General features: G+C 74.2%; 22 protein-coding genes. 13 read left to right on the top strand and 9 right to left on the bottom strand.

Translation table 11 applies throughout. The features are described 5' to 3' along the window. Positions 1 to 528: 528 nt before the first annotated feature. Positions 529 to 2022, bottom strand: coding sequence for a tRNA (N6-isopentenyl adenosine(37)-C2)-methylthiotransferase MiaB (gene miaB, locus ABZY31_RS08220; RefSeq protein ID WP_356406305.1), 1494 nt, complete (start codon positions 2020 to 2022; stop codon positions 529 to 531). A gap of 99 nt (positions 2023 to 2121) precedes the next feature. Between miaB and ABZY31_RS08215 the strand changes: the two genes are divergently transcribed. Continuing rightward, on the top strand, positions 2122 to 3117 hold the full coding sequence (locus ABZY31_RS08215; protein WP_356406082.1) for a TAXI family TRAP transporter solute-binding subunit: 996 nt from the start codon (positions 2122 to 2124) through the stop codon (positions 3115 to 3117). A gap of 9 nt (positions 3118 to 3126) precedes the next feature. On the opposite strand, the gene ABZY31_RS08210 is transcribed toward ABZY31_RS08215, so the two are convergent. The 3 genes from ABZY31_RS08210 to ABZY31_RS08200 all read right to left on the bottom strand — a co-directional run bounded on the left by ABZY31_RS08210 (position 3127) and on the right by ABZY31_RS08200 (position 9508). Then, entirely contained in the window at positions 3127 to 4050 is a 924-nt protein-coding gene (locus ABZY31_RS08210; protein ID WP_356406303.1) for an ROK family protein, read from the bottom strand. 101 nt (positions 4051 to 4151) lie between these two features. Further along, the gene (locus tag ABZY31_RS08205) at positions 4152 to 5189 is read right to left on the bottom strand and encodes a LacI family DNA-binding transcriptional regulator (RefSeq protein WP_356406080.1); all 1038 of its coding nucleotides are present in this window, start codon (positions 5187 to 5189) and stop codon (positions 4152 to 4154) included. An 11-nt stretch (positions 5190 to 5200) separates the two neighbouring features. Next, the gene (locus ABZY31_RS08200; protein WP_356406078.1) at positions 5201 to 9508 is read right to left on the bottom strand and encodes a glycoside hydrolase; all 4308 of its coding nucleotides are present in this window, start codon (positions 9506 to 9508) and stop codon (positions 5201 to 5203) included. 356 nt (positions 9509 to 9864) lie between these two features. Between ABZY31_RS08200 and ABZY31_RS08195 the strand changes: the two genes are divergently transcribed. Then, on the top strand, positions 9865 to 11115 hold the full coding sequence (locus ABZY31_RS08195; protein WP_356406301.1) for a glycosyl hydrolase: 1251 nt from the start codon (positions 9865 to 9867) through the stop codon (positions 11113 to 11115). 52 nt (positions 11116 to 11167) lie between these two features. Beyond that, entirely contained in the window at positions 11168 to 13282 is a 2115-nt protein-coding gene (locus ABZY31_RS08190; RefSeq protein ID WP_356406076.1) for an endo-beta-N-acetylglucosaminidase, read from the top strand. A 39-nt stretch (positions 13283 to 13321) separates the two neighbouring features. Here the strand turns inward: ABZY31_RS08190 and ABZY31_RS08185 are convergent, their stop codons facing one another. Both ABZY31_RS08185 and ABZY31_RS08180 read right to left on the bottom strand, forming a co-directional pair. Beyond that, the gene (locus ABZY31_RS08185; RefSeq protein WP_356406074.1) at positions 13322 to 14734 is read right to left on the bottom strand and encodes a HAMP domain-containing sensor histidine kinase; all 1413 of its coding nucleotides are present in this window, start codon (positions 14732 to 14734) and stop codon (positions 13322 to 13324) included. 11 nt (positions 14735 to 14745) lie between these two features. Continuing rightward, on the bottom strand, positions 14746 to 15462 hold the full coding sequence (locus ABZY31_RS08180; protein WP_356406072.1) for a response regulator transcription factor: 717 nt from the start codon (positions 15460 to 15462) through the stop codon (positions 14746 to 14748). A 259-nt stretch (positions 15463 to 15721) separates the two neighbouring features. On the opposite strand from ABZY31_RS08180, the gene ABZY31_RS08175 reads away from it, so the two are divergent. The 8 genes from ABZY31_RS08175 to ABZY31_RS08140 all read left to right on the top strand — a co-directional run bounded on the left by ABZY31_RS08175 (position 15722) and on the right by ABZY31_RS08140 (position 22018). Further along, on the top strand, positions 15722 to 16507 hold the full coding sequence (locus ABZY31_RS08175) for an amino acid ABC transporter ATP-binding protein (protein ID WP_356406070.1): 786 nt from the start codon (positions 15722 to 15724) through the stop codon (positions 16505 to 16507). 82 nt (positions 16508 to 16589) lie between these two features. Then, positions 16590 to 17447, top strand: coding sequence for a glutamate ABC transporter substrate-binding protein (locus tag ABZY31_RS08170; RefSeq protein ID WP_356406068.1), 858 nt, complete (start codon positions 16590 to 16592; stop codon positions 17445 to 17447). 83 nt (positions 17448 to 17530) lie between these two features. Further along, complete coding sequence (locus tag ABZY31_RS08165; protein WP_356406066.1) at positions 17531 to 18205, top strand: amino acid ABC transporter permease; 675 nt, start codon at positions 17531 to 17533, stop codon at positions 18203 to 18205. Further along, a complete protein-coding gene (locus ABZY31_RS08160; RefSeq protein WP_356406064.1) occupies positions 18202 to 19098 on the top strand; it encodes an amino acid ABC transporter permease in 897 nt (298 codons plus the stop codon). The genes ABZY31_RS08165 and ABZY31_RS08160 overlap by 4 nt, the downstream gene beginning before the upstream one ends. Before the next feature lie 164 nt (positions 19099 to 19262). After that, on the top strand, positions 19263 to 20870 hold the full coding sequence (locus ABZY31_RS08155) for an FAD-dependent monooxygenase (RefSeq protein WP_356406062.1): 1608 nt from the start codon (positions 19263 to 19265) through the stop codon (positions 20868 to 20870). 40 nt (positions 20871 to 20910) lie between these two features. Then, positions 20911 to 20997: a putative leader peptide gene (locus ABZY31_RS08150; protein WP_311318651.1), complete on the top strand. Its 87-nt coding sequence runs from the start codon at positions 20911 to 20913 to the stop codon at positions 20995 to 20997. A gap of 62 nt (positions 20998 to 21059) precedes the next feature. Continuing rightward, a complete protein-coding gene (locus ABZY31_RS08145) occupies positions 21060 to 21614 on the top strand; it encodes a cysteine dioxygenase (RefSeq protein ID WP_356406060.1) in 555 nt (184 codons plus the stop codon). Next, the gene (locus tag ABZY31_RS08140) at positions 21611 to 22018 is read left to right on the top strand and encodes a rhodanese-like domain-containing protein (protein WP_356406059.1); all 408 of its coding nucleotides are present in this window, start codon (positions 21611 to 21613) and stop codon (positions 22016 to 22018) included. The genes ABZY31_RS08145 and ABZY31_RS08140 overlap by 4 nt, the downstream gene beginning before the upstream one ends. Positions 22019 to 22097: 79 nt before the next feature. On the opposite strand, the gene recX is transcribed toward ABZY31_RS08140, so the two are convergent. Continuing rightward, positions 22098 to 22676 carry a recombination regulator RecX gene (gene recX / locus ABZY31_RS08135; protein ID WP_356406299.1) on the bottom strand — a complete coding sequence of 193 codons (579 nt, stop codon included), beginning with the start codon at positions 22674 to 22676 and terminating at the stop codon, positions 22098 to 22100. Next, positions 22673 to 23809, bottom strand: coding sequence for a recombinase RecA (gene recA / locus ABZY31_RS08130; protein WP_356406057.1), 1137 nt, complete (start codon positions 23807 to 23809; stop codon positions 22673 to 22675). The genes recX and recA overlap by 4 nt, the downstream gene beginning before the upstream one ends. Before the next feature lie 275 nt (positions 23810 to 24084). On the opposite strand from recA, the gene ABZY31_RS08125 reads away from it, so the two are divergent. After that, complete coding sequence (locus tag ABZY31_RS08125) at positions 24085 to 24372, top strand: hypothetical protein (RefSeq protein ID WP_356406055.1); 288 nt, start codon at positions 24085 to 24087, stop codon at positions 24370 to 24372. Between the two features lie 73 nt (positions 24373 to 24445). Next, positions 24446 to 24880, top strand: a complete 435-nt coding sequence (locus ABZY31_RS08120; protein ID WP_356406054.1) for a hypothetical protein — start codon at positions 24446 to 24448, stop codon at positions 24878 to 24880. Between the two features lie 84 nt (positions 24881 to 24964). Here ABZY31_RS08120 and ABZY31_RS08115 read toward each other — a convergent pair whose 3' ends face one another. Next, a complete protein-coding gene (locus ABZY31_RS08115; protein WP_356406053.1) occupies positions 24965 to 25582 on the bottom strand; it encodes a TOPRIM nucleotidyl transferase/hydrolase domain-containing protein in 618 nt (205 codons plus the stop codon). Positions 25583 to 25590 lie beyond the last annotated feature (8 nt).

The raw sequence follows: 25590 nt of genomic DNA, 5'->3' as shown, positions 1-25590 counted from the left end.
TTGCGGTGCCGGTGGGCGGCAGGCGCGATGCCCGGCTTCCGCCCGGGCTGCCTCCGGCGGCGCCTCAAACGCCGGCGAGGCTGGAGTGGGTACGCCGACCCCCGGGCACGGCCTCGCCCGGGAGGCCCCGGGGTGGGCAGCACGATGCCCGGCTTCCGCCTGCGGCTGCCTCCGGCGGCGCCTCAAACGCCGGCGGGGCTGGATTTGGCCCCGGCGGGCGGGCAGAGCAAAGCCCGGCCGCCGGACTCAACCGTGAACCGTGGGCAGCCAGAGCGCGTGCCCGGCTTTCGCTCCGGGTGCCTCCGGCGGCGCCTCAAACGCCGGCGGGGCTGGAGCTGGCCCCGGCGGGCTGGATTCGCCCAGCGAGTGGCCGCACTCGACGTACGGCGGGAAGGCACACATCAGCCCCGCCGGCGTTTGAGGCGCCGCCGGAGGCGACCCGCGGCGCGGGCACGATTCAGCCTCGCCGGCGTTTGAGGCGGTCCCCGGCGTGGGGCCACCGCATCGCCGGGGCCGGGGGTGGGGCCGTCAGGGGGTGGGGGTCGCGCAGGGCGAGGGGGTGGCAGGGAGGGGGGTCGGGACGCCCAGGGTGGGGATGCCGAGCATGACGCCCGCAGGCTGGGCGGGGGCGGCGTTCCGCTTCTGCCAGGCGTCGCCCGCGCGGGTGCGCCGCACCGCGCCCGTCGGGCCCTCGGCCAGGAGGTGGTGCGGGGCGGCGTAGGTGATGTCCACCGTCACCACGTCACCGGGGCGGACCTCTTCGTCGGGCTTCGTGAAGTGGACCAGGCGGTTGTCGGGCGCGCGCCCGGACAGCCGGTGCGTGGCCCCGTCCTTGCGGCCCTCGCCCTCCGCGACCATGACCTCCAGGGTCCGGCCGACCTGCTTCTTGTTCTCCTCCCAGGAGATCTCCTCCTGGAGGGCGACCAGGCGCATGTAGCGCTCCTGGACGACCTCCTTGGGGATCTGCCCCTCCATGTCGGCCGCCGGGGTCCCGGGCCGCTTGGAGTACTGGAAGGTGAAGGCGTTCGCGAAGCGGGCCTCGCGCACGGCGTGCATCGTCTGCTGGAAGTCCTCCTCGGTCTCGCCGGGGAAGCCCACGATGATGTCGGTGGAGATGGCCGCGTGCGGAATGGCGGCGCGGACCTTCTCGATGATGCCGAGGAACCGGTCCTGCCGGTAGGAGCGGCGCATCGCCTTCAGGATGGTGTCCGAACCGGACTGCATCGGCATGTGCAGCTGCGGCATCACGTTCGGGGTCTCGACCATCGCCGCGATCACGTCGTCCGTGAAGTCGCGCGGGTGCGGCGAGGTGAAGCGGACCCGCTCCAGGCCCTCGATCTTCCCGCAGGCGCGCAGCAGCTTCGAGAAGGCCTCGCGGTCGCCCATGCCGGAGCCGTAGGCGTTGACGTTCTGGCCGAGGAGGGTGATCTCGGATACGCCCTCGGCGACGAGGGCCTCGATCTCGGCGAGGATGTCGCCGGGGCGGCGGTCCTCCTCCTTGCCGCGCAGCGCCGGGACGATGCAGAAGGTGCAGGTGTTGTTGCAGCCGACGGAGATCGAGACCCAGGCCGCGTAGGCGGACTCGCGGCGGGTCGGCAGCGTGGAGGGGAACGCCTCCAGCGATTCGGCGATCTCGATCTGCGCCTCCTCCTGGATGCGGGCGCGCTCCAGGAGCACCGGCAGCTTGCCGATGTTGTGCGTGCCGAACACCACGTCGACCCAGGGGGCCCGCTGGACGATGGTGTCGCGGTCCTTCTGGGCGAGGCAGCCGCCGACGGCGATCTGCATGCCGGGGCGCTTGGTCTTCATGGGCGCGAGGCGGCCGAGGTTGCCGTACAGCTTGTTGTCGGCGTTCTCGCGGACGGCGCAGGTGTTGAAGACCACGACGTCGGCGTCGCCGTCGGAGCCCTCGGGCGCGCGGACGTACCCGGCGTCCTCCAGCAGGCCCGAGAGCCGCTCGGAGTCGTGCACGTTCATCTGGCACCCGTACGTGCGCACCTCGTACGTGCCCTTGGCTTCCATGACGTCCACTGCTCCACCCGGCTCCGCGCTGCTCATGTGACAAGGGTAGGCGCTCGGCGCACCGTGACAGGACGCCGGTCGGCTGGCAGGATCGCCGCCATGCCCCTCGCACTGGACCCGGTCGGCAGGCGCCGCGCGCTGCGGGGCCTGGTGGCCGTGCTGGCCGGGACCGGCCTGCTGCTCTGGTGGCTGTGGCCGTTCGGGCAGCAGGAGCTGCGCGGGACGCTGGTCTTCAGTACGGGCGTGCGCAGCGGGGTGTACCAGCGCTACGGGGAGCTGCTCCAGCAGGAGCTCGCGACCGACGTGCCGGGGGTCGACGTACGGCTGGTGACCAGCGAGGGCTCGCAGCAGAACCTGGAGCGGGTGGCCAACGGCCAGGCGGACTTCACGGTGGCCACCGCGGACGCGGTGGCCAAGTACCAGCGGGACGGGAAGCCGGGGGCGGACCGCCTGCGCGGGGTCGCGCGGCTCTACGACGACTACGTGCAGCTGGTGGTCCCGGCGGTGTCGAAGATCCAGTCGACCAAGGACCTGCGGGGCAGGCGGGTCGCGGTCGGCCAGCCGGGGTCCGGGGTGCGGCTGATCTCCGACCGGATGCTGGCGGCGGCGAAGCTGGATCCGGAGCGAGACGTCACGGCCGTGCCGATCGGCATCGACACGATGCCCGCGGAGCTGGAGGCGGGGCGGATCGACGCGTTCTTCTGGTCGGGCGGGCTGCCGACCAGCGCGGTGCGGGGGCTCTCGGAGCGCTTCGAGATCCGGCTGGTGCCGCTCGGCGACCTGGTGCCCGAGCTGCAGAACGCAGGCAGTCCGACGCACTACTACCGCGCCGCGGTGATGCCGCAGGACGCCTACGCGCGGGCCCGCAACACCTCGGCGGTGGCGACCCTGGCGGTGCCGAACCTGCTGGTCACCACGGACCGCACCGGCGCGGAGCTGACCGAGCGGTTCACCCGGACCGTGATCGACAGCCGGGACCGGATCGGCCACGAGGTGCACGCGGCGCAGCTCGTGGACCTGCGGACGGCGATCTACACGGAGCCGCTGGACCTGCACGAGGGCGCCCGCCGGTACTACCGGTCGGTCAAGCCCTGACGCTGCCGGTCAGCTCCCGGCGGGAAGCAGCATGGCCGCCGAGGCGGCCGCGCCGATGAGGCCCGCGTGCGTGCCGAGGGCGGCCGGGACGACCTTCAGCCCTTGGACGAAGGACAGGGTGGCGTACGAGGCCAAGTGGGCCCGGACCGGGCCGAAGAGGGTGTCCCCGGCGGCCGCGACGCCGCCGCCGATGACCACGATGTCCGTCTCGACCAGGGTGGCGGTGGCCGCGATGGCGGCGGCCAGGGCGCGGCCCGCCCGGTCGTAGGCGGCCAGGGCGACGGGATCGCCCGCGTCGGCTGCCGCCGCGACGCCCGCGGCGCTGCGGTCCGCGCCGGGCCCGGGGGTCCAGCCCTGGTCCAGGGCGCGGCGGGCGATGGCGGTGCCGGAGGCGAGGGATTCCACGCAGCCGCGTCCGCCGCAGACGCACGGGTCGCCGTCGAAGGCGACGCTGATGTGGCCGATGTGTCCGGCGTTGCCGGTGGGGCCGGGGTGGAGCTGGTTGTTCAGGATCAGGCCGCCGCCGACGCCGGTGGAGACGACCATGCACAGGGCGTTGGCGTGCCCGCGGGCCGCGCCCAGCCAGTGTTCGCCCGCGGTCATGGCCACGCCGTCGCCCGCGAGGACGGTCGGCAGGTCCGCTCCGTGGCGGGCCAGCTCGGCGACCACCCGGTCCAGGACCGGGAACTCCCGCCAGGCGCCGATGTTCACCGGGCTGACCGTGCCGCGCGAGGTGTCCACGGGGCCCGCGCTGCCGATCCCGCACCGCACCGCCGAGGACCACTGCGGGGAGGCGGCGAGGTCGGCGACGACCTCGGCGACCGCCGCCATCACGGCTTCCCCGTCGGTCCCGCGCGGGGTGGGCCGCCGGGTGGTGGCGGTCATCGTGCCGTCGGGGTGCACCAGCGCCCCGGCGATCTTCGTACCGCCGATGTCGAGGGCGACGGTGGGCCCGGCGGCCCGGGCGGCCGTGGGGGGCGGGGCCGGGAGGGCTGAGGCGGGAGTGGTCACGGGAGGCTCCTGGGGTTCGTACGTCAGTATGCCGCCGTGGGCGGGGCCGTACTCTCACGGGGCTCCAGCCTCGGCTGCTCCCCCTGCCGGGCCCGCGGCGCGCCGCCCGCGAGGACCGCGAGGAGCTCCTCGGCGGCGAGCCGGCCGAAGGCGGCGGTGTCGCGGACCAGCGCGGTCAGCCGGGGGTGGGTGACCCTGCACAGCGCCGAGTCGTCCCAGGCGACCACCGACAGGCTGCCGGGCACGGCGATGCCCGCCTCGGCGGCGACGGCGAGTCCGGCGACCGCCATCACGTCGTTGTCGTAGACCAGGGCGGTCGGCGGCAGCGGCCCGCGCAGCACCCGCCGCGTGGCCTCGGCGCCCTGGGCGTCGGAGTAGTCGGTGGTGATCGAGGACACCTCGGCCGGGGTGAGCCCGCGCCGGTCCGCCTCGGCGCGCAGCGAGGCGATCCGGCGCTCGGTGTGGGCGAGCCCGGGCAGGCCCGCGATGTGAGTGATCCGGCGGTGGCCGAGGGCGTGCAGGTGGTCCAGGACGCGGGCCATCGCCCCGGCGTCGTCGGCCCAGACCGAGGAGAGCACGGCCGGTCCGGGGCCGCCGGGCGCGCCGACGGTGACGGCGGGCAGGCCCAGCCCGTCGAGGAGCGCCGGGCGGGGGTCGTCCGTGCGCGGGTCGACGACGAGCACGCCGTCGACCCGGCGTTCGGCCCACCAGCGGCGGTAGAGGGCGCATTCGGCGTCGAGGTCGTCGACCACCTGGAAGAGCAGGGCCGTGCGCTGGGCGGCCAGGACCTCCTGTATTCCGGAGACCAGCTGGAGGAAGAACGACTCGACGCCGAGGGTGTGCGCGGGCCGGGGCAGGACCAGGCCGACGGCGCCGGAGCGTTCGCCGGACAGGGCGCGGGCCGCGATGCTGGCCTGCCAGCCCAGTTCCTCGGCGACGCGCCGGATCCGGGCGCGGGTGTCCTGGGAGACGCCCGGGCGGTCGTTGAGCGCGAAGGACACGGCGCTTTCGGACACCCCGGCCTGGCGGGCGATGTCCTTGATGGTGGGTCTGCGGGCCATGGCCTGCCTCATCATCCTTCGGGTACGTGCGGTGCGGCGGGCGCGGGAGGGGCGCCGGCCACACGGATGGCAATGGCCGGACCGTACGCGATCCTGCCCTGGCACACCGCCTTGACCACGGCCCAGTAGCTCCCCGGCGGGGTCGCGGGCGGCGGGTGGACCTCGAACTCCAGCTCGGCCGGCGCTCCGTCGGGCACGCGCAGGGGCAGGGTGGCGGGGCCGATCAGCGCGCGGGTGCCGTGCGGGGAGACGACGTACGCCCGGCCGGTCAGCGGGGAGCGCGTGCCGGTGCTGCCGACGACCGCCCGTACGACGGCCCGCGCGCCCGCGGTGACGCGCACCTCGGCGTCGGGGGCCGCCACCCACAGCCCGGCCGGGGTCTCGCCGCCGGGCACGGTCACGGTGAGGACGTCCTCGAAGCGGCCCGCCGGGGTGAAGGCGAGGACCCGCACCAGGTGGTCGCCGGGCGCGGCCGCCGGATCGGGGGCGACCGCCAGCGTCCGCCGCACGTGGCCGCCGTCGGGCAGCTCGGCCTCGTGGACCGTCCAGGCGGTCCACCAGCCCTCGGGCGGGTGGACCTCCAGGCGGACGGGGCCGCCCGCGCCGTGGGCGGCGAGCGTGACCCGGGCTTCGCGCGCGGCGCCCTCGACGGTGACCGTGTAGGGGGCGTCGCCGAGCGGGGCGGTGCCGGTGTTGTGGAGCCAGTAGCGGCTGAACACGGGCTGGTGGGGCTCCTGTTCGCCGCGCCGCTCCGGCAGCGGGAAGGGGGTGGGGAGCAGGACGGTGGTGGTCGCGGCGCCGTGGACCTCGCCGCGGAAGGGGCCGAGGGGGCGGTCGAGGAGGTCGGCTTGGAGCGGGTCCGGGCCGGTGGGTCCGGTGGGGCGCAGGAGGCGGGCGGGGGCGGGGCGGCCGTGGGTTTCGCGGAGCCGGACGGCGAGGGCGTCCCCCGCGGCGGCCCGGGCCACGGATTCGACGAGGACCCGGTCGGCGGGCTCCACGCCGAGCAGGGAGCGGGCGGACGGCTGCGGGCCCGCGCCGGGCGCGGCGGTGACGGCGGTGAGCGGTTTGTTGAAGGCGCGCCCTCTGCGCACCAGATCGGCCGCGCGCCAGTCGCCGTCGGCGGCGACCAGGGCGTGTTCGAAGACGTGGGTCCAGTGCTGGAGCTGGAAGGAGCTGCCGTCGGGGGCGGTGCGCCGGGGCGGGTCCATCCAGGCGCCGCTGGGGCGGCCGGTGCAGGACCGCATGAGGGAGGCGTGCAGGCGGCCCGCCGTGTCGACGGCGAAGCCGGGGGTGCCGCGGCCGAGCAGGGCGACCGTGCGGTCCTCGAAGGCGGCGTGTTCGGCTGCGCCTTCGGCCGGCCGGGGGTGGTGGGCCTCGATCCGCCCGGCTTCGGCGAGGGCCCGCGCGAGGGCGGCCGGGCCGCCGGTGACGACCAGGACGGGCAGGTCCCGTACGCCGGTCAGGTCGCAGCCGGGCCGCCACACCTCGCGCAGGGCCGCCCGGGCCGGGATCCACACGACCGGGTGGTCGCGGACGGCCTCGGCGTAGCTACGGTCGCAGGCGCCCAGCACCCGGGCGGTGAAGGCGTTCTCTGCGGGCCCGCCGAGCGCGATCCGGACGTCGGGGAGGCTGCTGTCCACGGCCAGGTCCCCCCACCGCGGCCCCCGGGCCCGGGTCGGGGCGGCCGTGACGCCGAACCGCCCGAGGGCGGTGACCAGTGGGCGCAGCCCCTCGGGGGCGCCCGCGTCCGGCATGACGATCTCGGCCGCGCCCAGCGCCCGCTGCCCGGCCGGGTCCCCGCCGGGCCCGGTCAGCGCCGCGCGGAGGGTGGAAGACAGGGCGAACCAGTTGAGGCAGGGGCTGTCCAGGGTCCAGGGCGCCCGGGTGTGGTCGGCTCCGGCGTCCACCTCGGGGAAGGCGAATCCGCGTCCCACGGCCGAGGCGGCGGTCTCGGCCACCGGGAGCGCGCCGGGCACGTCGGCGGGGACGCGCAGCCGCAGCAGCTGGTCGCTGCCGTCGAAGGCGTCCACGCGAGTGGTGAGTTCGACCCGGTCCAGGCCGTCCCAGAGGGTGGTGAGGCGGGTCCAGCGGACGGGTCCGGTCCGGCCGGTGGACACGATCCGCGCGCCGAGCGGGCCGCGTTCGGCGCGGCAGGTGTCGGCGGGCGCGGCGGCCGAGCCGGTGCCGGGGCCCCGGGGCAGCAGGTGCCAGGGGCCCTCGCCGAAGAAGGGGTGCTGGTCGTACTCGTCCTGCACGACGAGTTCGTCGACCTGGCCCCGGGTGAGCAGGTCGCGGCCGGTGCGCCGGTCGACCAGCGAGGCCAGGCCGCCGCCGCGCGCGGGGTCCGCCTCGGCGCGGAAGGTCCCGTTCTCGATCGTGAGGCCCGGGGCGGGCGCCCAGCCGCCGGACCGGGCCGGGCCGTCGGCGGTGAGCCACCAGGTGCGGTGGCCGAGCGCCGGCACGTCCGCGGCGAGGAAGGCGATCTCCGCCGTGCCGCCGGCGACGGCTTCCAGGTGCACGGGGGCGCGGCGGCCGCCGGCGTCGCACACGGCGATCCGGTGCGGGTCGGCGGCGGCGCCGCCGGAGCCCAGCGCCGCTAGGTCGACCGTGGTGCGGACGAGGTCGGTCCGGGTCCAGGACAGCGGGTTGTGCACGGTGACCGCGAGGGTTGCGGGCGGCGGGACGGAGTCCTCGGTCCGGGAGGCGCCGAGGTCCGGTGCGCGGGTGTCGGCCGCGGCGGTCAGGACCCGCAGCGCGTCCGCCCGTACGCCCTCGGCGAGGTCCTGGGCCTCGCGCCAGGTGGGGAGCAGGTCCAGGTAGACCTGGTCGGAGAAGGTGCCGGTGACGGCGTCGTGGTGCGCGGCGTGCAGGAGGTGGCGCCAGGCTTTGTCGAGCCTCTGGCGCGGGTGCTCGGCGAGACCTTCGGCGCAGGCCAGGGCGGCGAAGGCCTCGGCTTCCTCGACGAGGTTCTCCGCGGCCCGGTGGGCCTGCTTCACATCGGCGTAGCTGACGTCCTTGCCGGTGTAGACGGGTCCCATCTCGCGGGTGACGGGCAGCGGTTCCCGGCCGCGGGCGGCGAGTTCGGCGCGCACGGCGTCGAAGTGGGCGCGGGGGCCGCTGTGTTCCATGCGCGGCCAGCAGTAGCGGCGGTTCCAGGCGTGCTGGACGTCCAGGCTCCAGCGGTGCGGCCAGGAGAAGTCGGTGCCCAGCGGGACGAGGACGTTGCGGGTCGCCGCGCTCGGGCGCAGCAGCTCGTACAGCTCCAGCAGTTGACCGGCGGCGCTCTCCGCATCGGGGGCGGCGTCGGAGGGCCAGCCCGCCGAGTAGTGAGCGGGCAGGTAGTGCAGCAGCAGCCCCTCGCCGCTGGGCGCGATCCACTCGTACTCGGCGGGCAGTTGCATCGCGGTCGGCGGGCGCAGCGGGGCGCCCCAGGTGTCCGTCATCGGGCCCCATTGGTGATGGGGGCCGCGGGCGAGGACCGCCGAGTCCAGGCCCGCGCCCGCCATCAGGGCCGGGAAGGACGGGTCGTGGCCGAAGACGTCGAGCTGCCAGGCGGTCCGCGGATCGGCGCCGAGGGTGCCGCGGTGCAGGGCGAGGCCGTGGACGGCGCTGCGGAGGGTGGATCCGGCGGAGGTGAGGTTGGTGCTGGGTTCGTTGTAGGTGCCGCCGACGATCTCCACGCGGCCCGCGGCGATCAGGGCGAGCAGTTCGGCGCGGTCCTCGGGATGGCTGTCCCACCAGGGCTTGAGGTAGTCGACCTCGGAGAGGACGAAGGCGTACGCCGGGTCGTCGCGGGCCTGCTGGAGGTGGAGCGGGAGGAGGGTGAAGGCGGGGACGCCGGTGTACTCCCAGCCGCGCGCGGGGGCGCCGGGGGCGGCCGGGGCGTCCCACAGGGCGGTGTAGGCGGCCTGGGTGTTCCACCACAGGGGGTCGTAGTGGAAGTGCGGGACCAGGCGCACGGTCCAGCCGGGTTCGGCGACCGTCAGGGGGAAGGGGCGGGCGGCGAGGGGGCGGCCGTCGGGGGTGGTGACCGTGACGGTGGCGGGCAGCCGCTCGCCGGGGGCGGTGCCGGGCGTACGGACGGCCACCTCGACGGTGGTTCCGTCCGTGCCCGCGGGTGCGTCGGTGTCCGCGCGCAGGATCCGCGGGTGCGGGGTGGTGACGCCCGGGCCGCGCACCTGGACGTGGAGCGGTCCGGCGGGCCGAGTGCGGCGGATCCGGACCCGGATCACCTGGAGCGGATCGCCGCAGGCTCCGGTGAAGAGCGCCGGGGTGGTGACGGAGGTGACCGTGATACCGCTGTCGCTGCCGCTGTCCATTTTCCGCACACTTCCTTGTGGGGCCATTGACCAGCGCGCTCACTAAAGCGCATTAGTCGCCACAGCTTCACGCCCTCACACCCGCCTGTCAACGGGACTGAAGCGCATAAGTACCCGATGTGCAGAGGTCAGGGACTTCGAGCCGTCGAAACGGGGTCGGTCTCGGATATGGGCCCTGTTGACTTTCCCTGCGGAAGAGCGGCAGCGTGGGGCGCCCGGTGAATTCCCGAGCCCCGCGACGCCCCGGTTCCTCCGACTCCAGGACACTCATGCACTCCGCTGCCGTCCCCGTCCCCGATGTCCCCGTGCCCGATGTCCCCGCCGCCGCGGACCCCGCCCCGGCGGCCCGCCCTCGCATCCCGCGCAGCCCGCGCTTCGGCGCGAACTACGCTCCGACGCGCGGGTGGTTCCACCACTGGCTGGACTTCGACCTCGACGAGGTGAAGGCGGACCTCGACTCCCTCGCCGGCCTCGGCCTGGACCACGTCCGGGTCTTCCCGCTCTGGCCGCTCTTCCAGCCGAACCGCGCCCTGATCCGCCCGCGTGCGGTCGAACAGCTCGTGGAACTGGCCGACGCGGCGGGCGAGCGCGGGCTCGACGTGGCCGTGGACGGCCTCCAGGGCCACCTGTCGAGCTTCGACTTCCTGCCCGCCTGGACCCGAACCTGGCACCGCCGCAACCTCTTCACCGACCCGCAGGTCGTCGCCGGGCAGGAGGAGTACCTGCGCACCCTCGCCGCCGCCCTCGCCGACCGGCCGCACTTCCTCGGCATGACGGTGGGCAACGAGATCGACCAGTTCTCCGACGACCCGCACCCCGACCCCGACCGGATCACGCGGGAGCAGGCGGACCACTGGCTGGAGCGGATGCTGGCGGCCTGCGAGCGCGGGGCGCCGGGCAGGTTCCACCTGCACGCCGCCTACGACGCCGCCTGGTACCAGGACGGGCACCCCTTCACGGTGGGGCAGGCGGCCCGGCTCGGCGCGGCGACCGCCGTCCACTCCTGGGTGTTCAACGGCACCGCCCAGCGCCACGGCCGCGCCGGTACGGCCACCGAGCAGCACGCGGCCTACATGATCGAGACGTCCAAGGCCTGGGCCACCGATCCGCACCGCCCGGTCTGGCTCCAGGAGGTGGGGGCCCCGGCCCCGCTGATACCGCCCGAGCACGCCGCCGCCTTCACCGAGGCCACCGTGGCGGCCGCCCTGGACTGCCCGGACCTCTGGGGCGTGACCTGGTGGTGCTCGCACGACGTGAGCCGCGAGCTGGCCGACTTCCCCGAGCTGGAGTACGGCCTCGGCCTGCTCACCAACGACCGCGCCCCCAAGCCCGCGGGCGAGACCGTCGCCCGGATCGCCAAGGAGTGGCGGGGCCGCGAACACCGCCCGCCACCGCGCTCCACCGCGCTCGTGGCCGACGTCGGCGGGGCGCGGGACGCGCCCCGGCGCTCGGTCTGCGCGCCCGGCGGGCCGGTGTTCGAGGCCTGGGCCGTGCTGGCCGCCCAGGGGGTCCGCCCCGCGGTGGTCCTGGCCGACCGCGCCGGGGACCCGGCCCACCTGGCCGCGCGCGGGATCACCGAGCTGGTCCACGTCGCAGACGTCCGCTGACCGCACCGCTCCGCACCGCTCCCGTCCACCGCCTGCCCCTTGAGGAGACCTCATGCGCGAGACCGACCACGGCGCCGACGCCCGTCCGCTGCGCCCGACCCGTCCCACCCGGCGCGGGCTGCTGCTCGCGGGCGCCGGGGCCGGAGCCGGAGCCGTGCTGGGCGGCCCCGCCGTGAGCGGGGCCGCCGCGGCGGCCCCCCGGGCACCGCTCGCCGACCCGGCCGGCGGGGCTCCGTACGCCTCGTACTGGTTCCCGGACTCCCTCCCGGCGGGCACGCCCGGCCCCGGGATCGTGTGGCGCTCGCTGAAGCAGTGGCGGCCCGAGAGCGATCCCGACCTCGCCCACAACACGGCGAGCGTGCCGCTGGCCGCGCGGTTCACGCCGGTGGCGGCCAATACGACGGCCCGCGCCGGACAGGCCCGGATCTCCTCCCTGGTCTCCTTCGGGCCGACGGCCCAGAACCCCTCCCAGGGCGGTGCCGGCGCCGACTTCTACGCCCTCACCCACTGGGCGTACCTCGACGAGCTGGTCTTCTGGGGCGGCTCCTCCGGCGAGGGCATCGTGCTCGCCCCCAACGCGCCCGTCATCGACGCCGCGCACCGCAACGGCGTACGGGTACTGGGCAACGTGTTCCTGCCGCCGGTGGCCTACGGCGGCGACCTGCGCTGGACCCGCGACCTGGTCCAACAGGACGCCTACGGCCGCTACCCGCTCGCGCACAAGCTGGTGGAGGTGGCGACGGCGTACGGCTTCGACGGCTGGTTCGTCAACGCCGAGACCGACGGCGGCGACAGCGAACTCGCCACCGCCATGCGGGGCTTCCTGCGGGCGCTCCGCGCCGCCGGGGAGCCGCACGGGCTGCGGATCACCTGGTACGACGCGATGAACAGCACGGGCCGGGTCGGCTGGCGGGGCGCGCTGGACCCGCTGAACCAGGAGTTCTTCGAGGACCGCGAGGGCAGGGTCGCCGACACCCTGTTCGTCGACTTCCGCTGGACCGCGGGCTCGCTGGCCTCCTCGGGCGCCCTCGCGCAGCGGCTGGGGCGCGACCGGTACGAGCTGTGGGCGGGCGTGGACGTCGAGTCCGCGGGGTGGAACACGGACCCCGGATGGGACGCGATCGTGCCGCGCGGGCGCGACCACGTGGTCAGCTACGGCTTCTACCGGCCGGAGTGGACCCGCAACCACCTCACCGACCGCTCCCCCGGCGCCTTCCACGCGGCCGACGACCGGTTCTGGACCGGCGAGTCCCTGGACCCGTCCCGGCCCGCGGCGGACAGCGCCTGGCGGGCTCCGGCCACCGTGGTCGCCGACCGGTCCACGGTCTCCACGCTGCCCTTCGCCACCACCTTCAACACCGGGCACGGGCTGCGCTGGTACGACAACGGCACGGCCGTATCGCAGGCCCCCTGGAACCACCTCGGGCTCCAGGACCGGCTGCCGGGGCGCCGCTGGGTCGTGGAGAGCGCCGGTCCGCGGCCCGCCGTCACGCTGGACTTCGCGGACGCCTGGCGCGGCGGCTCCAGCCTGCTGGTGGCGGGGGCGCTGACCGCCCCGGCCGCCGTCGCCCTGCACGCGACGCGGCTGCCGCTGACGGCGGCGAGCACGCTGGAGCTGGTGTACCGCACGGATGCGGGGGCGGTGGACGTGGAGGGGGGGGTGGCCGTGCGCGAGCCGTCGGCGCCGGGCGGGTCCGTCCCGTACACCTGGCTGGCGGCGCGGGCCTCGGGCGGCGGACGGGGCTGGCGGACCGCCCGGGTGCCGCTGGGCGCGCTGGCCGGGAGGACGGCGTACGGCCTGGCGGTCCGGCTGACCCGGCGCGGTACGGCGCCGGTGCGCTGGCGGCTGGGGTCGCTCGCGGTGGCCGACGGCGCAGAGCGGCCCGCCGCCCCGGGCGCCCTGCGCGTGGACGCGGCGGTCCGCGGGGGCGCGGAGGTGTCGCTGCGCCTGTCGTGGCGGCGGGCGCCGGGCGCGGCGCGCCACTACGAGCTGTACCGGGTGCTCGCGGACGGTACCCGCGCCTTCCTCGGCGGCACCTGCGGTACGGCGCTGTACGTACCGGGGCTGGCGCGGTCCGGGCAGGAGCGGAAGACCGCCTTGGAGGTGCGGACGGTGAGCGAGCTGTACGCGGTCTCGGAGGCGGCGGGGGCGTCGTACACCTGGTGACGCGGCGCACCGGCCGGGGCGCGCTCGACGGCGGTGCGCTCAGCCCGCGTGCGGGCCGGTCCGGGGCACCGTGACGGTGACGCGCAGCCCGTGCGGCGGGTTCGTCTCGTACGAGAGGGACCCGCCGCCCGCGGCCAGCAGGGCCCGGGAGATCGACAGGCCGAGCCCGGAGCCCTTGACGTTCTGGTGGCGGCCGCTGCGCCAGAAGCGGTCGCCGACGCGGGCCAGCTCCTCCTCGGTCAGGCCGGGCCCCCGGTCGGCGACGCTGACGTGGACCGAGCGTGCCTCGGCGGTCACCGAAACCCGCACTTCCTCGCCTGCGGGCGTGAATTTGAGGGCGTTGTCGATGACCGCGTCGAGGGCGCTGGACAGCGCGATGGGGTCGGCCCAGCCGGTGACGGCGGTGCGGCCGTCCTCGGTGAGCCGCACGCCCTTCTCCTCGGCGAGCGGGCGCCAGGCGGCGACGCGCTCGCCGGCCAGCTCCCCGATGTCGGTGAGGCTGATCTCGGCGGAGGCGTGTTCGGCCAGCGCCAGGTCCAGGAGGTCGTCCAGGACCTGGGTCAGGCGCTTGCCCTCGGTGCGCACCGAGGCGATCTCCGCGTTGCCCTCGGGGAGTTCGAGGGCGAGCAGTTCGATGCGCAGGAGCAGCGCGGCGAGCGGGTTGCGCAGCTGGTGGGAGGCGTCCGCGACGAACGCCCGCTGCTGCTCCAGTACCTCTTCGACGTTGTCGGCCATCTCGTTGAACGACCGGGCCAGGCGCCTGAGTTCCGGCGGGCCCCCGCCGGCCGCGACGCGCGAGTTCATCCGCCCGGTGGCGATCCCGTGGGCGGCCGCGTCCAGGGTCCGCACGGGCCTCAGCACCCAGCTGGTCAGCCGCAGGGCCGCCCCGAAGGCGACGAGCATCGCGGCGGCCAGTCCCCCGATGATGAACAGCCAGCCGCGCACGGTGCCCGCGCGCATCTGGTCGGTGGGCGATTCGGTGACGACGACGGCGACGACGTCGCCGTCGAGGACCACCGGGGAGGCCACGAGCAGTTTGCCGCCGCGCTGCCAGGGCCAGACCTGGGCCGGGTCGTGGCTGCGCCGGCCCGCGAGCGCCTCCTCGAAGGCGCGCCGCCCCTCCCCGGTCTCCGGGAGCTGCCACCAGCCGGGGGCGCGGGCCATGGCGTTGTCGTCGCGGTAGAAGATGCCGGCCCGGATCCCGTACAGCCCCTGGTAGCGGGCGAGTTCCAGCTGGAGGGTCTCGCGGCGGTCGCCCGCGCCCTTGTCCCCGGAGCCCTCGGAGTCGATGACGAACTGGGCGAGGGCGGCGAAGCGGGCGCTGTCGTCGATCCGGTCGACGACCACCCGCTGCTGCTGCGCGGCGGCAAGGCTGACCGCGAGGGGGAAGCCGAGGGCGAGCAGGGTGCCCGCCATCAGGATGACGAGCAGGGGCAGCAGCCGGGTGCGCACGGCCGGGTCCGCTACGGGGCGGCCGGGGTGACGAGCCGGTAGCCCACCCCGCGGACGGTTTCGATCAGCGCGGGCATCGCGAGCTTGGAGCGCAGCGAGGCGACGTGCACTTCCAGCGTCCGCCCGGTGCCTTCCCAGCTGGTGCGCCACACCTCGCTGATGATCTGCTCGCGGCGGAAGACCACGCCCGGGCGCTGCGCGAGGAGCGCGAGCAGGTCGAACTCCTTGCGGGTGAGCGGTACGTCGGCGCCGTCCACGCAGACGCGCCGGGTGGGCAGCTCGATGCTGACGCGGCCGAAGCGGACGATGGCGGGCGCGCCGCCGGGGGCCGCCGAGCCGTCGTCGGAGACCCCGGTGCGGCGGGCCACGGCGTGGATCCGGGCGAGCAGCTCACCGGTGTCGTAGGGCTTGGTGACGTAGTCGTCGGCGCCCATGTTGAGGCCGTGGATGCGCGAGCGGACGTCGGCCCGCGCGGTCACCATGATCACGGGGGTGCTGGTGCGCTTGCGGATCTTGCCGCAGACCTCGTAGCCGTCCTGGTCGGGCAGGCCGAGGTCCAGCAGGATCACCCCGTAGGGCGAGACGCTGGGCGGGGCGCCCGCGGGCAGCAGCGCCTGGAGGGCCTCTTCGCCGCTGCGCGCGTGGGTCACCTTGAAGCCGTGGCGGGCGAGGATCGCGGACAGGGCCGCGGCGACGTGGTCGTCGTCCTCGACGAGCAGCAGTCTCATGCGTCCCCCTTTCCTCGTCTCGCGATGTGGGCAAACATGGCCAACCTGCATCCACGCGGATGCGGGGGGCCCACGTCAAGGGGGTTCCGGTCCGGCGCGCCTACCGTTATGCACCCGGTACGGGCACGTCGAGACCGTACACGCAGCGTGGCGGGGCGAGGCCGTATCGTTATCCTCAATTCTCGCTCAGATGTGATGACGGTGTGCGGATCACCTCATTACTCTCCTCCCCAACCGAGGTGGACGGAGCAAGAGGCCGATGAGCGGAGTATCAGTGACCGAAGGCACGCAGGACGCGGCGCCGGCCGCGGACGGCCTGGTCGTACTGAGCAACGTCAACAAGCACTTCGGCGCGCTGCACGTGCTTCAGGACATCGATCTGAGCATTGCCCGCGGCGAAGTCGTCGTGGTGATCGGCCCCTCCGGGTCGGGCAAGTCCACGCTGTGCCGGACGATCAACCGGCTGGAGACCATCGACTCGGGCACCATCACGCTCGACGGCCGCCCGCTGCCCGCCGAGGGCAAGGAGCTGGCCCGGCTGCGCGCCGACGTCGGCATGGTGTTCCAGTCGTTCAACCTCTTCGCGCACAAGACGGTGCTGGAGAACGTCATGCTCGGCCAGCTGAAGGTCCGCAAGACGGACCGGGCGGCGGCCGAGGAGAAGGCGCGGGCCCTGCTGGACCGGGTGGGCGTCGGCACGCAGGCCGACAAGTACCCGGCGCAGCTGTCCGGCGGTCAGCAGCAGCGCGTGGCGATCGCCCGTGCGCTGGCGATGGGCCCGAAGGTGATGCTCTTCGACGAGCCGACGTCGGCGCTCGACCCGGAGATGATCAACGAGGTGCTGGAGGTCATGCAGCAGCTCGCCGGTGAGGGCATGACGATGGTCGTCGTCACGCACGAGATGGGCTTCGCCCGTTCTGCGGCCAACCGGGTGGTCTTCATGGCGGACGGAAAGATCGTCGAAGAGGCCACGCCGGACCAGTTCTTCAGCAATCCGCGCAGCGACCGCGCCAAGGACTTCCTGTCGAAGATCCTGCACCACTGACGACTTCGTCTGGTAGTGATCCGGTCGACGGGGAACATCGTCGCCCGTCGTACAACAACGTCTCATCCGAGGGAAGTTCACCATGAAGGTTCTGAAGGCCGGCGCGGCCGTCGCCATCGCCGTCGCCCTGGCGTTCACCGCGACCGCCTGCGGCAGCGACAAGAAGGACGACACCGCGAGCGACGCGGGTGCCTCGGGCGGTGCCAAGAAGGACAAGATCGTCATCGGCATCAAGTTCGACCAGCCGGGTCTGGGGCTGAAGACCCCCGACGGCAAGTTCGAGGGCTTCGACGTCGACGTGGCCACCTACGTCGCCAAGGAACTGGGCTACGCGCCCGACCAGATCCAGTTCAAGCAGGCCATCAGCGCCGAGCGCGAGAACCTGATCTCCAACGGCGACGTCAAGTTCATCGTGGCGAGCTACTCGATCAACGACAAGCGCAAGGCGAAGGTCGACTTCGCCGGCCCGTACCTCCTCGCGCACCAGGACCTGCTGGTCCGCGCCGACGACACCAGCATCACCAAGCCCGAGGACCTCAACAGCAAGAAGCTGTGCTCGGTCACCGGCTCCACCTCGGCGCAGAACGTCAAGACGAAGCTGGCCCCCAAGGCCGACCTCCAGGAGTTCCCGGGCTACTCCGAGTGCCTGACCGGCCTGGAGAGCAAGGCCGTCGACGCGCTGACCACGGACAACTCGATCCTGGCCGGTTACGCCTCGCAGGAGAAGAACAAGGGCAAGTTCAAGCTGGTCGGGCTGAGCCTGAGCAACGAGAACTACGGCATCGGCCTGAAGAAGGGCGACAAGGACCTTCAGACCAAGATCAACGCCGCCATCAAGAAGATGGAAGCGGACGGCGCCTGGGAAGCGGCCGTGAAGAAGAACTTCGGTCCGGCCAACTACAAGAACGAGCCGGCCCCGCAGATCACCGAAGGCAGCTGATTCATCGGTGAGGTGCGTCGCCGCCCGCCTGTCACGGGCGGCGCCGTGCCTCACCGGCCATCCTGGGGAGAGCGCAGGGCATCGTGTTCGATTTTCTTGATTCCGGGCAGTACGACCTGCTCGGAGCCTTCTGGGTGACGGTTCAGCTCACCCTCTACTCGGCGGCCGGGTCCCTGGTCTGGGGCACCGTCCTGGCCGGGATGCGGGTCAGTCCCGTCCCGCTCATGCGGGGCTTCGGCACCGCTTACGTCAACGTGGTGCGCAACACGCCCCTGACCGTCCTGATGATCGGCTGCTCCCTGGGGCTCTACCAGACCCTGACCATCACCCTGGGCGGCGACACCTCCAAGGAGACCGGCTTCCGGCTGGCCGTCCTCGCGCTGACCGCCTACACCGGCACCTTCGTCTGCGAGGCGCTGCGCTCGGGCATCAACACCGTGCCGGTCGGCCAGGCCGAGGCGGCCCGTGCGCTGGGCCTGAGCTTCTTCCAGGTGCTCACCCTGATCGTGCTCCCCCAGGCTTTCCGGGCGGTCATCGGGCCGCTCACGAACGTACTGATCGCCCTCACCAAGAACACCACGGTGGCGGCGGCCATCGGCGTGGCCGAAGCGGCCCTGCTGATGAAGGAAATGATCGAGAACGAGGCGCAGGCCCTCTTCACGGTCTTCGGGATCTTCGCCCTCGGCTTCGTCCTGCTGACCCTGCCGACCGGCCTGATCCTCGGCTGGGTGGCCAAGCGAGTGGCGGTGAAGCGATGACCTCCGTGCTGTACGACACGCCGGGCCCCAAGGCCAAGGCGCGCAACTGGATCTACTCCGCCGTCTTCTTCGTGCTGCTCGGGCTCGCTCTGTGGTGGGTCCTGTCCACCATGTCGGACAAGGGTCAGCTCGACGGCGACAAGTGGTCCCCCTTCGTCACCGAGGGCGACATCTGGTCGACCTGGCTGATTCCGGGTCTGCTGGAGACCCTCAAGGCCGGTCTGATCGCGATGGTCATCGCGCTCCCGCTGGGCGCGGTGCTGGGCATCGGGCGCCTCTCCGACCACGCGTGGGTCCGCACGTCCGTCGGCGCGTTCGTCGAGTTCTTCCGCGCCATCCCGGTGCTGATGCTGATGCTCTTCGGTTCCGCCCTCTACGTGCGGTTCAGCGACGTCAGCTCGGAACTGCGGCCCATCTACGCCGTGGTGACCGGACTGGTCCTGTACAACGCCGCGGTCATCGCGGAGATCGTCCGGGCGGGCGTGCTCTCGCTGCCCTCCGGCCAGACGGACGCCGCCAAGGCGATCGGCATGCGCAAGGGCCAGACCATGCTCTACGTGCTGGTCCCGCAGGCCGTGACGGCGATGCTCCCGGCGCTGATCAGCCAGCTCGTGGTGATCCTCAAGGACACCGCGCTCGGCGGGTCGCTGCTCGGCCTGGCCGAGCTGCTGTCGATGGCCCGGCAGATCTCGGCCAACTACAGCAACACGATCCCGTCCCTGGTCGTGATCGCCCTCCTCTTCATCGCCCTGAACTTCGCGCTGACCACGGCCGCCTCGGCCCTGGAGTCGCGACTGCGCAAGTCGAAGAAGAGCACCGGAGCGACGGTGGACATCACCGACGTGACGGAGGGGACCATGGGCACCACCGGCCCCGGCGGCGGCGTGGTCTGACACCGGCCTGACGCCCGGTCAGTATGATGGCGTGATCCCTGTGGTGCGACGGAAGTCTTCCGTCGCACCACAAGGCGTCACACCTACCAGTGTCACTTGACGCATGCGCATTCAGTGGGTTGCATACGTTCTGTGATCACATACCGGACATCGGGAGCCGTGCCGTGGACCCGGTGATCGTCGTGGGCGCGGGACCGGTCGGGCTGACCCTCTCGCTCGCCCTGGCCGGCGCGGGCGTGCCCTCCGTCGTCCTCGACGAGGGTCCGGGCAAGGAGGAGTCCCGCCCCGCCCGTACGGTCGTCCTGCACGCCGACACCGCGGCGATGGCGCACCGTCTCGGCTGCACGACCCTGCGCGACGAGGGCGCGCACTTCGCCGCCTGGCGCACCGTGCGGCGCGGCCGGGACACCCGCCGGACCACCTTCGAGGACGCCACCGCCCCGCTGCACCTGCCGCAGCACGCCCTCACCCGGGGCCTGCGCGACGCCGCCGCGGCGCACCCGCTCGTCCAACTGGTCACCGACAGCCACCTCGATGCCCTGGAACAGGACGCCCTCGGGGTCACCGCGCACACCCGGGGCGCCGCCACCACCTGGTGGCGCGGCAGCCACCTGGTCGGCTGCGACGGCGCCCGCTCGACCGTCCGCAAGCTGCTGGGCATCCGCTTCCCCGGGCGCACCGCCGTCGAGCGGCACGCCGTGGCCGCGCTGCGCACCGAACTCCCCTGGCCCGGCGAGGCCGTCCTCCAGCGCGGCCGTTCCGCGAAGGCTCCCGAGGTGACGGCGCGGCCGCTGCCCGACGGGGTGTGGCGGCTGGACTGGCTGCTGCCGCCGCGCGGGGACCTCGTCACGCCCGACGCCCTGATCGGGATGATCCGCGACACCCTCGCCGCCTGGTGCGGGGGCAGCACGCCCCCGTACGACCTGATCGACACCGGCGTGTACACGCTGCACCACCGGCTGGCCCGGCGCTGGCGCGACGGCCGTGCCTTCCTCGCCGGGGACGCGGCCCACCTGCTGGGCGCCCTGGGCACGCAAGGGGTGGAGGAGGGGCTGCGGGACGCCGAGAACCTGGCCTGGCGGCTGTCGCTGGCCTGGCACCAGGGCGCCTCCGAAGCCCTCCTCGACGGGTACGAGGCCGAGCGGCGCACCGCGGTCGCGGCCCGGCTGCGCGCCGCCGACCAGGCCATGCCCGTGCTGCGCGGCGGGGGCGGGCTGCGCACGTACGTCCCGGGCGCCACGCGCAGCCACGAAACACTGCTCACGGACGGCCACTTGGGGCGCGGGCCGCTGGGCGCGCCCCCGGCGTACGCCCCGCCCGTCGCCGTACGGGAGGTCCCGACCGACACCGAGCCGGGCGGCGCGGCGGCGAACGTACCCGTGACCGCACCGGACGGGGCGACCGTCCCGCTGCGCGACCTGCTGGGGCGGGGGCGTCTCCTGGTGCTCCTCGTCGCTCCGGGGACCGGGGTGTGGGACCGGCGGCACTGGGTCGGCGCCGGTCTGATGCCGCGGCTGGCGGCCGCGGTCAGCGCCCTGCCGGTGCGCGCCGATCTGCTGGTCGCCGACGGCTATCCGGGGGCCGCCGCGCACACCGTGCTGCTGCTGCGCCCGGACGGTCACCTCGCGGCCACCTTCGCGGGCGTCCGGCCCGCCGAGCTGTACGAGGCGGCCGACGCGGTACGTGCGGGCGCGCCCGGCGCCGCACTGCCCGCGCTGCCTGCCCCCGCGCCGCGGGCCCTGCCCGAGGCGTCCGCCACACCCCACCCGTGATCGATTGACCCTCAAGTCCGCCCGTGGTTCACTCGCGACCATGACCGGTAACGACGTGCGCCTGTGGCGGAGGGTCCATATGGACCTCCTCCGCTATGCGGGCTGCGTCTGTCGCCCCTCCTGCTGACTCGCCTCCCTCGCGCGCGCCCGTGCGCCGCGCCTTCGCGACTCCCAGGACGGTCATCCCCCATGTCTGCATCCGCATCCCTGCTGAGCCCTGCCCCGGCCGGTTCCGGCCCTGCCCGCGCCGCCGGGCCGGACGCAGCGGAACTCCTCGACTTCGCCCTGCGCACCGCCGCCGATCCGGCGCTGATCGCCTCCCTGCCCCTCGACCCCGAGGGCCGCACCTGGGTGCGCCTCGACGGCCCGGGCGGCAGCGAGGCCTGGCTGATCGGCTGGCCGCCGGGTACCGGCACCGGCTGGCACGACCACGCCGAGTCGCGCGGCGCCTTCGCCACCGCGCGCGGCCGCCTCACCGAACACTCCCTGTCCGTGCGGCTGCCGTCGGAGGGCTGGCGGTCCCTGCACCTGGCCTCCGGCCTGGACCGCACCCGGACCCTGGAGGCGGGCGCGGGGCGCGCCTTCGGCGAGCACCACGTGCACGAGGTGCTGAACGGGTCCCCCACCGAGCACGCCGTCTCGGTGCACGCCTACTATCCGCCGCTCCCGCTGATCCGCCGGTTCAGCCGCAGCGGGGCCGTGCTGACGCTGGAGCAGGTCGAGCGTCCGGCGGACTGGCAGTGAGCGCGGGCGCCGCCGACGTCCCCATCGGGATCGACGAGCTGCTGGAGCGGGTCCGCGCCACCTACGCGCGGATCGGGGCGGCCGAGGCACACGCCGCCTCTCGCGAGGGGGCCCTGCTGGTGGACATCCGCTACCAGGCGCTGCGGGAGCGCGACGGACTGATCCCGGGCGCGCTGGTGATCGAGCGCAACGAACTGGAGTGGCGGCTGGATCCGCGCGGCAGCCACCGCGTCCCCGAGGCCACCTCCCACGACCTGCGGATCGTGGTGATCTGCAACGAGGGGTACGCCTCGACGCTGGCCGCGGCCTCCCTGCACGCGCTCGGCCTGACCGGCGCCACGGACCTGACCGGCGGCTTCCAGGCATGGAAGGCCGCCGGGCTCCCCGTGACCGCCCCCGGCTGACGCCGCCTCGCCCCGCGGGACGACCGCGCGGTGGTGGGGCGGTGGGCGCCCCTGACGGACCGGCGGCGCGGCCGGGCGGTCAGAGCGCCCGGTACTCCGGCCCGTCGAGTTCGTCCGCGTCCTCGCCCTCGGCTTCGAGGGCGCGCCGCACCACCCGCAGGGCCATGCCCTCCCCGTAGCCCTTGCGGGCCAGCATCCCGGCGAGGCGGCGGATGCGCTTGTCCCGCTCCAGGCCGCGGGTGGCCCGCAGCTTGCGCTCCACCAGCTCGCGGGCGGTCTGCTCCTCCTGCTCGGAGTCCAGCTGTTCCAGGGCCTCGTCCACCAGGGTGGCGTGCACCCCTTTGGTGCGCAGTTCGCGGGCGAGCGCCCGGCGGGCGAGGCCGCGGCTGTGGTGCCGGGACTCGACCCACGCCCCGGCGAAGGCGGCGTCGTCGATCAGGCCCACCTCCTCGAACCGGGAGAGGACCTGCTGCGACACCTCCTCGGGGATCTCCCGCTTGGCCAGGGCGTCCGCGAGCTGCTGCCGGGTGCGCGGGGACCCGGTGAGCAGGCGCAGGCAGATCGCCCGCGCCTGCTCTTCGGGGCTCTGGGGCGGCAATCCCCGCTCGGCCCTCGGCGTGCCGGAACCGGCCGCCCCCTGCTGCTCCCGCACGGTCAGCTCTTGGCTACGGCGGCCTTGGCCGTCTTGGCCTTCGTCGCCGGGGCGGGAACCGTCTTGGCCGCGTCATCGGCCGCCGGGGCCACGCCGCCCGCCGCGTCCGGACCGGGCTCGGCGTCGGGGGTCTTGCGGATGCCCACGCCCAGCTTCTCCTTGATCTTCTTCTCGATCTCGTCCGAGAGGTCGGGGTTGTCGCACAGGAACTTGCGCGCGTTCTCCTTGCCCTGGCCGAGCTGGTCGCCCTCGTAGGTGTACCAGGCACCGGCCTTGCGGACGAAGCCGTGCTCCACGCCCATGTCGATCAGGCCGCCCTCGCGGCTGATCCCGTGGCCGTAGAGGATGTCGAACTCGGCCTGCTTGAAGGGCGGCGCGACCTTGTTCTTGACGACCTTGACGCGGGTGCGGTTGCCGACCGCGTCCGTGCCGTCCTTCAGGGTCTCGATCCGGCGGATGTCCAGACGCACAGAGGCGTAGAACTTCAGCGCGCGGCCACCGGTGGTGGTCTCCGGCGAGCCGAACATCACACCGATCTTCTCGCGGAGCTGGTTGATGAAGATCGCGGTGGTCTTGGACTGGTTGAGCGCACCGGTGATCTTGCGGAGGGCCTGGCTCATCAGACGGGCCTGCAGACCCACGTGCGAGTCGCCCATCTCACCCTCGATCTCCGCGCGCGGCACGAGCGCCGCGACGGAGTCGATGACGATGAGGTCGAGGGCGCCGGAGCGGACGAGCATGTCCACGATTTCCAGCGCCTGCTCACCGGTGTCCGGCTGGGACAGGATGAGGTTGTCGGTGTCGACGCCCAGGGCCTTGGCGTACTCGGGGTCGAGGGCGTGCTCGGCGTCGACGAAGGCGACGGTGCCGCCGGCCTTCTGCGCGTTGGCCACGGCGTGCAGGGTCAGGGTCGTCTTACCGGAGGACTCCGGCCCGTACACCTCCACCACGCGGCCGCGCGGCAGCCCGCCGACACCGAGGGCGATGTCCAGCGCGGTCGACCCCGTGGGGATCACGTCGATGGGGTCATTCGGCTTGTCGCCAAGGCGCATGACCGCGCCCTTGCCGAACTGCCGTTCAATCTGCGCGAGCGCTGCGTCGAGCGCCTTCTCGCGGTCGGTGCCTGCCATGGGTTCCACCCGATTTGCTTGAGTCGATCGCTTCACGCCATTGACGCTAACGCCTGCCACTGACAACGCGCCTCCACGCACGGTTCGCCTGTGGATAACCCATCAGAATGGATGTTCGATTTCCGTGTCAAGCGCGCCACGCCCGACCCCCCGGGAGCGGGCCCGCCCGGCACGCTTCCCCTTCCAGTATCCGGCCGCACTCCCAGCGGGTGCGGGCGGCATGCGGCTGATCTAGCGTCGGAAGGGGGAGGAAATCCCCTGATCCCGGAGAGCAGGTACGTCCCATGCGTACGTCGATCCGTAGCGCGAGCGTCCGTCTCGCGAGTGTCCTCACCGGCCTGACCCTGGCCCTCGGCGGGGCGGCCCTCACGGCCCCCGCCGCCCACGCGGACGTCAATTCCTGCATCAACCAGGTCGAGCGCGAACTGAAGGGCGGCGAGGCTCCGGAGGCCGTCCGCGCGGCGCGCTACGTCGGGGTGGCCGGCGCCCAGGACGAGTGCGTGTCCGGCCTCGCCGAGAGCCACGTCACCCACGCGACCTCGGTGACCGCCTGCCGGCTGGCCGCCAAGTAGCCGGGCGCGCCCTGCCGGGCCGACGGGCCGGGCAGGACCCCGGCGCGCCCGCGGCGCCGCGTACCCTCGGCCCATGCCGCGCCGCGAGAACACGCCCCGCCGCCTGGTCGCCGACGGACGCGCGTACCGGTGGACGGTGCGCCACGGCCACCGCGCGGAAGACGCCGGTCGGCCCGTGGACTGCCGCCAGACCCTGACCCTGTCCCCGCAGCCCGCCGGCACCGGCGGGCCGCTGCGCGTCGTCTTCGCCGCGGGCCCGGGCCGGTTCGTCCCGGGCGGGGGCTACACGGGCTCGGGGGACGTGGGCCTCCTGCGGGGCGCGTCCCTGAACCTGCACGAGCCGGGAGCCGTCCGGGCCCTGCTCGATGCGGCACTGGCCCGCGGCTGGCGGCCCGAGGTGCGGGGGCCGGCGGAGGTCGACGGATGGACCCTGATCGAGGAGGCGGCCGCCGCGCGGCACTCCTGCGGGGAGTCCGCCGGCGCCGGACCGCCGCCCGCCGGGCGCTGAGCCGTACGTCGGGCACTGGGCCGCGCCCCGGGCACTGGGCCGTACCCAGGCCGGGGGCGCCGGGCCGCACCCCGGACGCCGGAATCACAGGCTCCCGAGGAGCTCGTCGAGCGGGGCCGGTACCCGCCCCGGGTCCAGGGCCTCCGCCAGGAGGCGGCCGTAGCGGATCTTGCGGCCCTTCTTCGTGCCGAGGAAGCGCCGCAGCTGGCGCTCGCGCGGCCGGCCGTGCTGGGCGGGCTGGCGCAGGAAGGTCTGCCAGGACCGCAGGTCGCCCTCGTCCCCGATGATCTCCTCGACGGCTCCCGTGCCCAGCGCGCGGACGAGCTCGTCCTCCAGGTCCGCGACACACACGAAGAAGCCGCCCGCCGGGGCCCCGGCCCGCTTCAGCCCGCGGTCGTAGAAGCCCTGCTCGCCCGCGTCGCACAGGCCCCGCAGATCCAGGCCGAGACCGGGCGGTCCGAGCAGGTCCGCGTAGCGGGCGATGCTCATCGCCCCGCCCATCGGGACGACGCACACCCCTTCGGCGGCCAGGTCCCGGCCGCGTCGTGCGGCCAGCGCCTCGACGGCCTCCCGGTCGCTGGGCCCTTCGAGCAGGACGGCCGTCCGCAGCCCCAGCCTCCCGGCCAGCTCGCCCGCCGGTTCGCCGGGGCCCCCGGCCGCCCAGCGGCCGACCGCCTCCCGGAATGCGCAGATGTCCGTCATGGAGCGAG

It is taken from the genome of Streptomyces sp. NPDC006529 (assembly GCF_040611795.1).
Taxonomy (GTDB): domain Bacteria; phylum Actinomycetota; class Actinomycetes; order Streptomycetales; family Streptomycetaceae; genus Streptomyces.
The sequence above is the reverse complement of the archived record's forward strand: the minus strand, read 5'-3'. Positions and strand labels throughout refer to the sequence as shown.

Bases quoted from the DNA above. Each gene is read 5' to 3' on its own strand.
- miaB (WP_356406305.1), bottom strand. From the start codon at position 2,022: ATGGAAGCCAAGGGCACGTACGAGGTGCGCACGTACGGGTGCCAGATG.
- ABZY31_RS08215 (WP_356406082.1), top strand. From the start codon at position 2,122: ATGCCCCTCGCACTGGACCCGGTCGGCAGGCGCCGCGCGCTGCGGGGC.
- ABZY31_RS08205 (WP_356406080.1), bottom strand. From the start codon at position 5,189: ATGGCCCGCAGACCCACCATCAAGGACATCGCCCGCCAGGCCGGGGTG.
- ABZY31_RS08200 (WP_356406078.1), bottom strand. From the start codon at position 9,508: ATGGACAGCGGCAGCGACAGCGGTATCACGGTCACCTCCGTCACCACC.
- ABZY31_RS08190 (WP_356406076.1), top strand. From the start codon at position 11,168: ATGCGCGAGACCGACCACGGCGCCGACGCCCGTCCGCTGCGCCCGACC.
- ABZY31_RS08180 (WP_356406072.1), bottom strand. From the start codon at position 15,462: ATGAGACTGCTGCTCGTCGAGGACGACGACCACGTCGCCGCGGCCCTG.
- ABZY31_RS08175 (WP_356406070.1), top strand. From the start codon at position 15,722: ATGAGCGGAGTATCAGTGACCGAAGGCACGCAGGACGCGGCGCCGGCC.
- ABZY31_RS08170 (WP_356406068.1), top strand. From the start codon at position 16,590: ATGAAGGTTCTGAAGGCCGGCGCGGCCGTCGCCATCGCCGTCGCCCTG.
- ABZY31_RS08160 (WP_356406064.1), top strand. From the start codon at position 18,202: ATGACCTCCGTGCTGTACGACACGCCGGGCCCCAAGGCCAAGGCGCGC.
- ABZY31_RS08150 (WP_311318651.1), top strand. From the start codon at position 20,911: ATGACCGGTAACGACGTGCGCCTGTGGCGGAGGGTCCATATGGACCTC.
- ABZY31_RS08145 (WP_356406060.1), top strand. From the start codon at position 21,060: ATGTCTGCATCCGCATCCCTGCTGAGCCCTGCCCCGGCCGGTTCCGGC.
- ABZY31_RS08125 (WP_356406055.1), top strand. From the start codon at position 24,085: ATGCGTACGTCGATCCGTAGCGCGAGCGTCCGTCTCGCGAGTGTCCTC.
- ABZY31_RS08120 (WP_356406054.1), top strand. From the start codon at position 24,446: ATGCCGCGCCGCGAGAACACGCCCCGCCGCCTGGTCGCCGACGGACGC.
- ABZY31_RS08115 (WP_356406053.1), bottom strand. From the start codon at position 25,582: ATGACGGACATCTGCGCATTCCGGGAGGCGGTCGGCCGCTGGGCGGCC.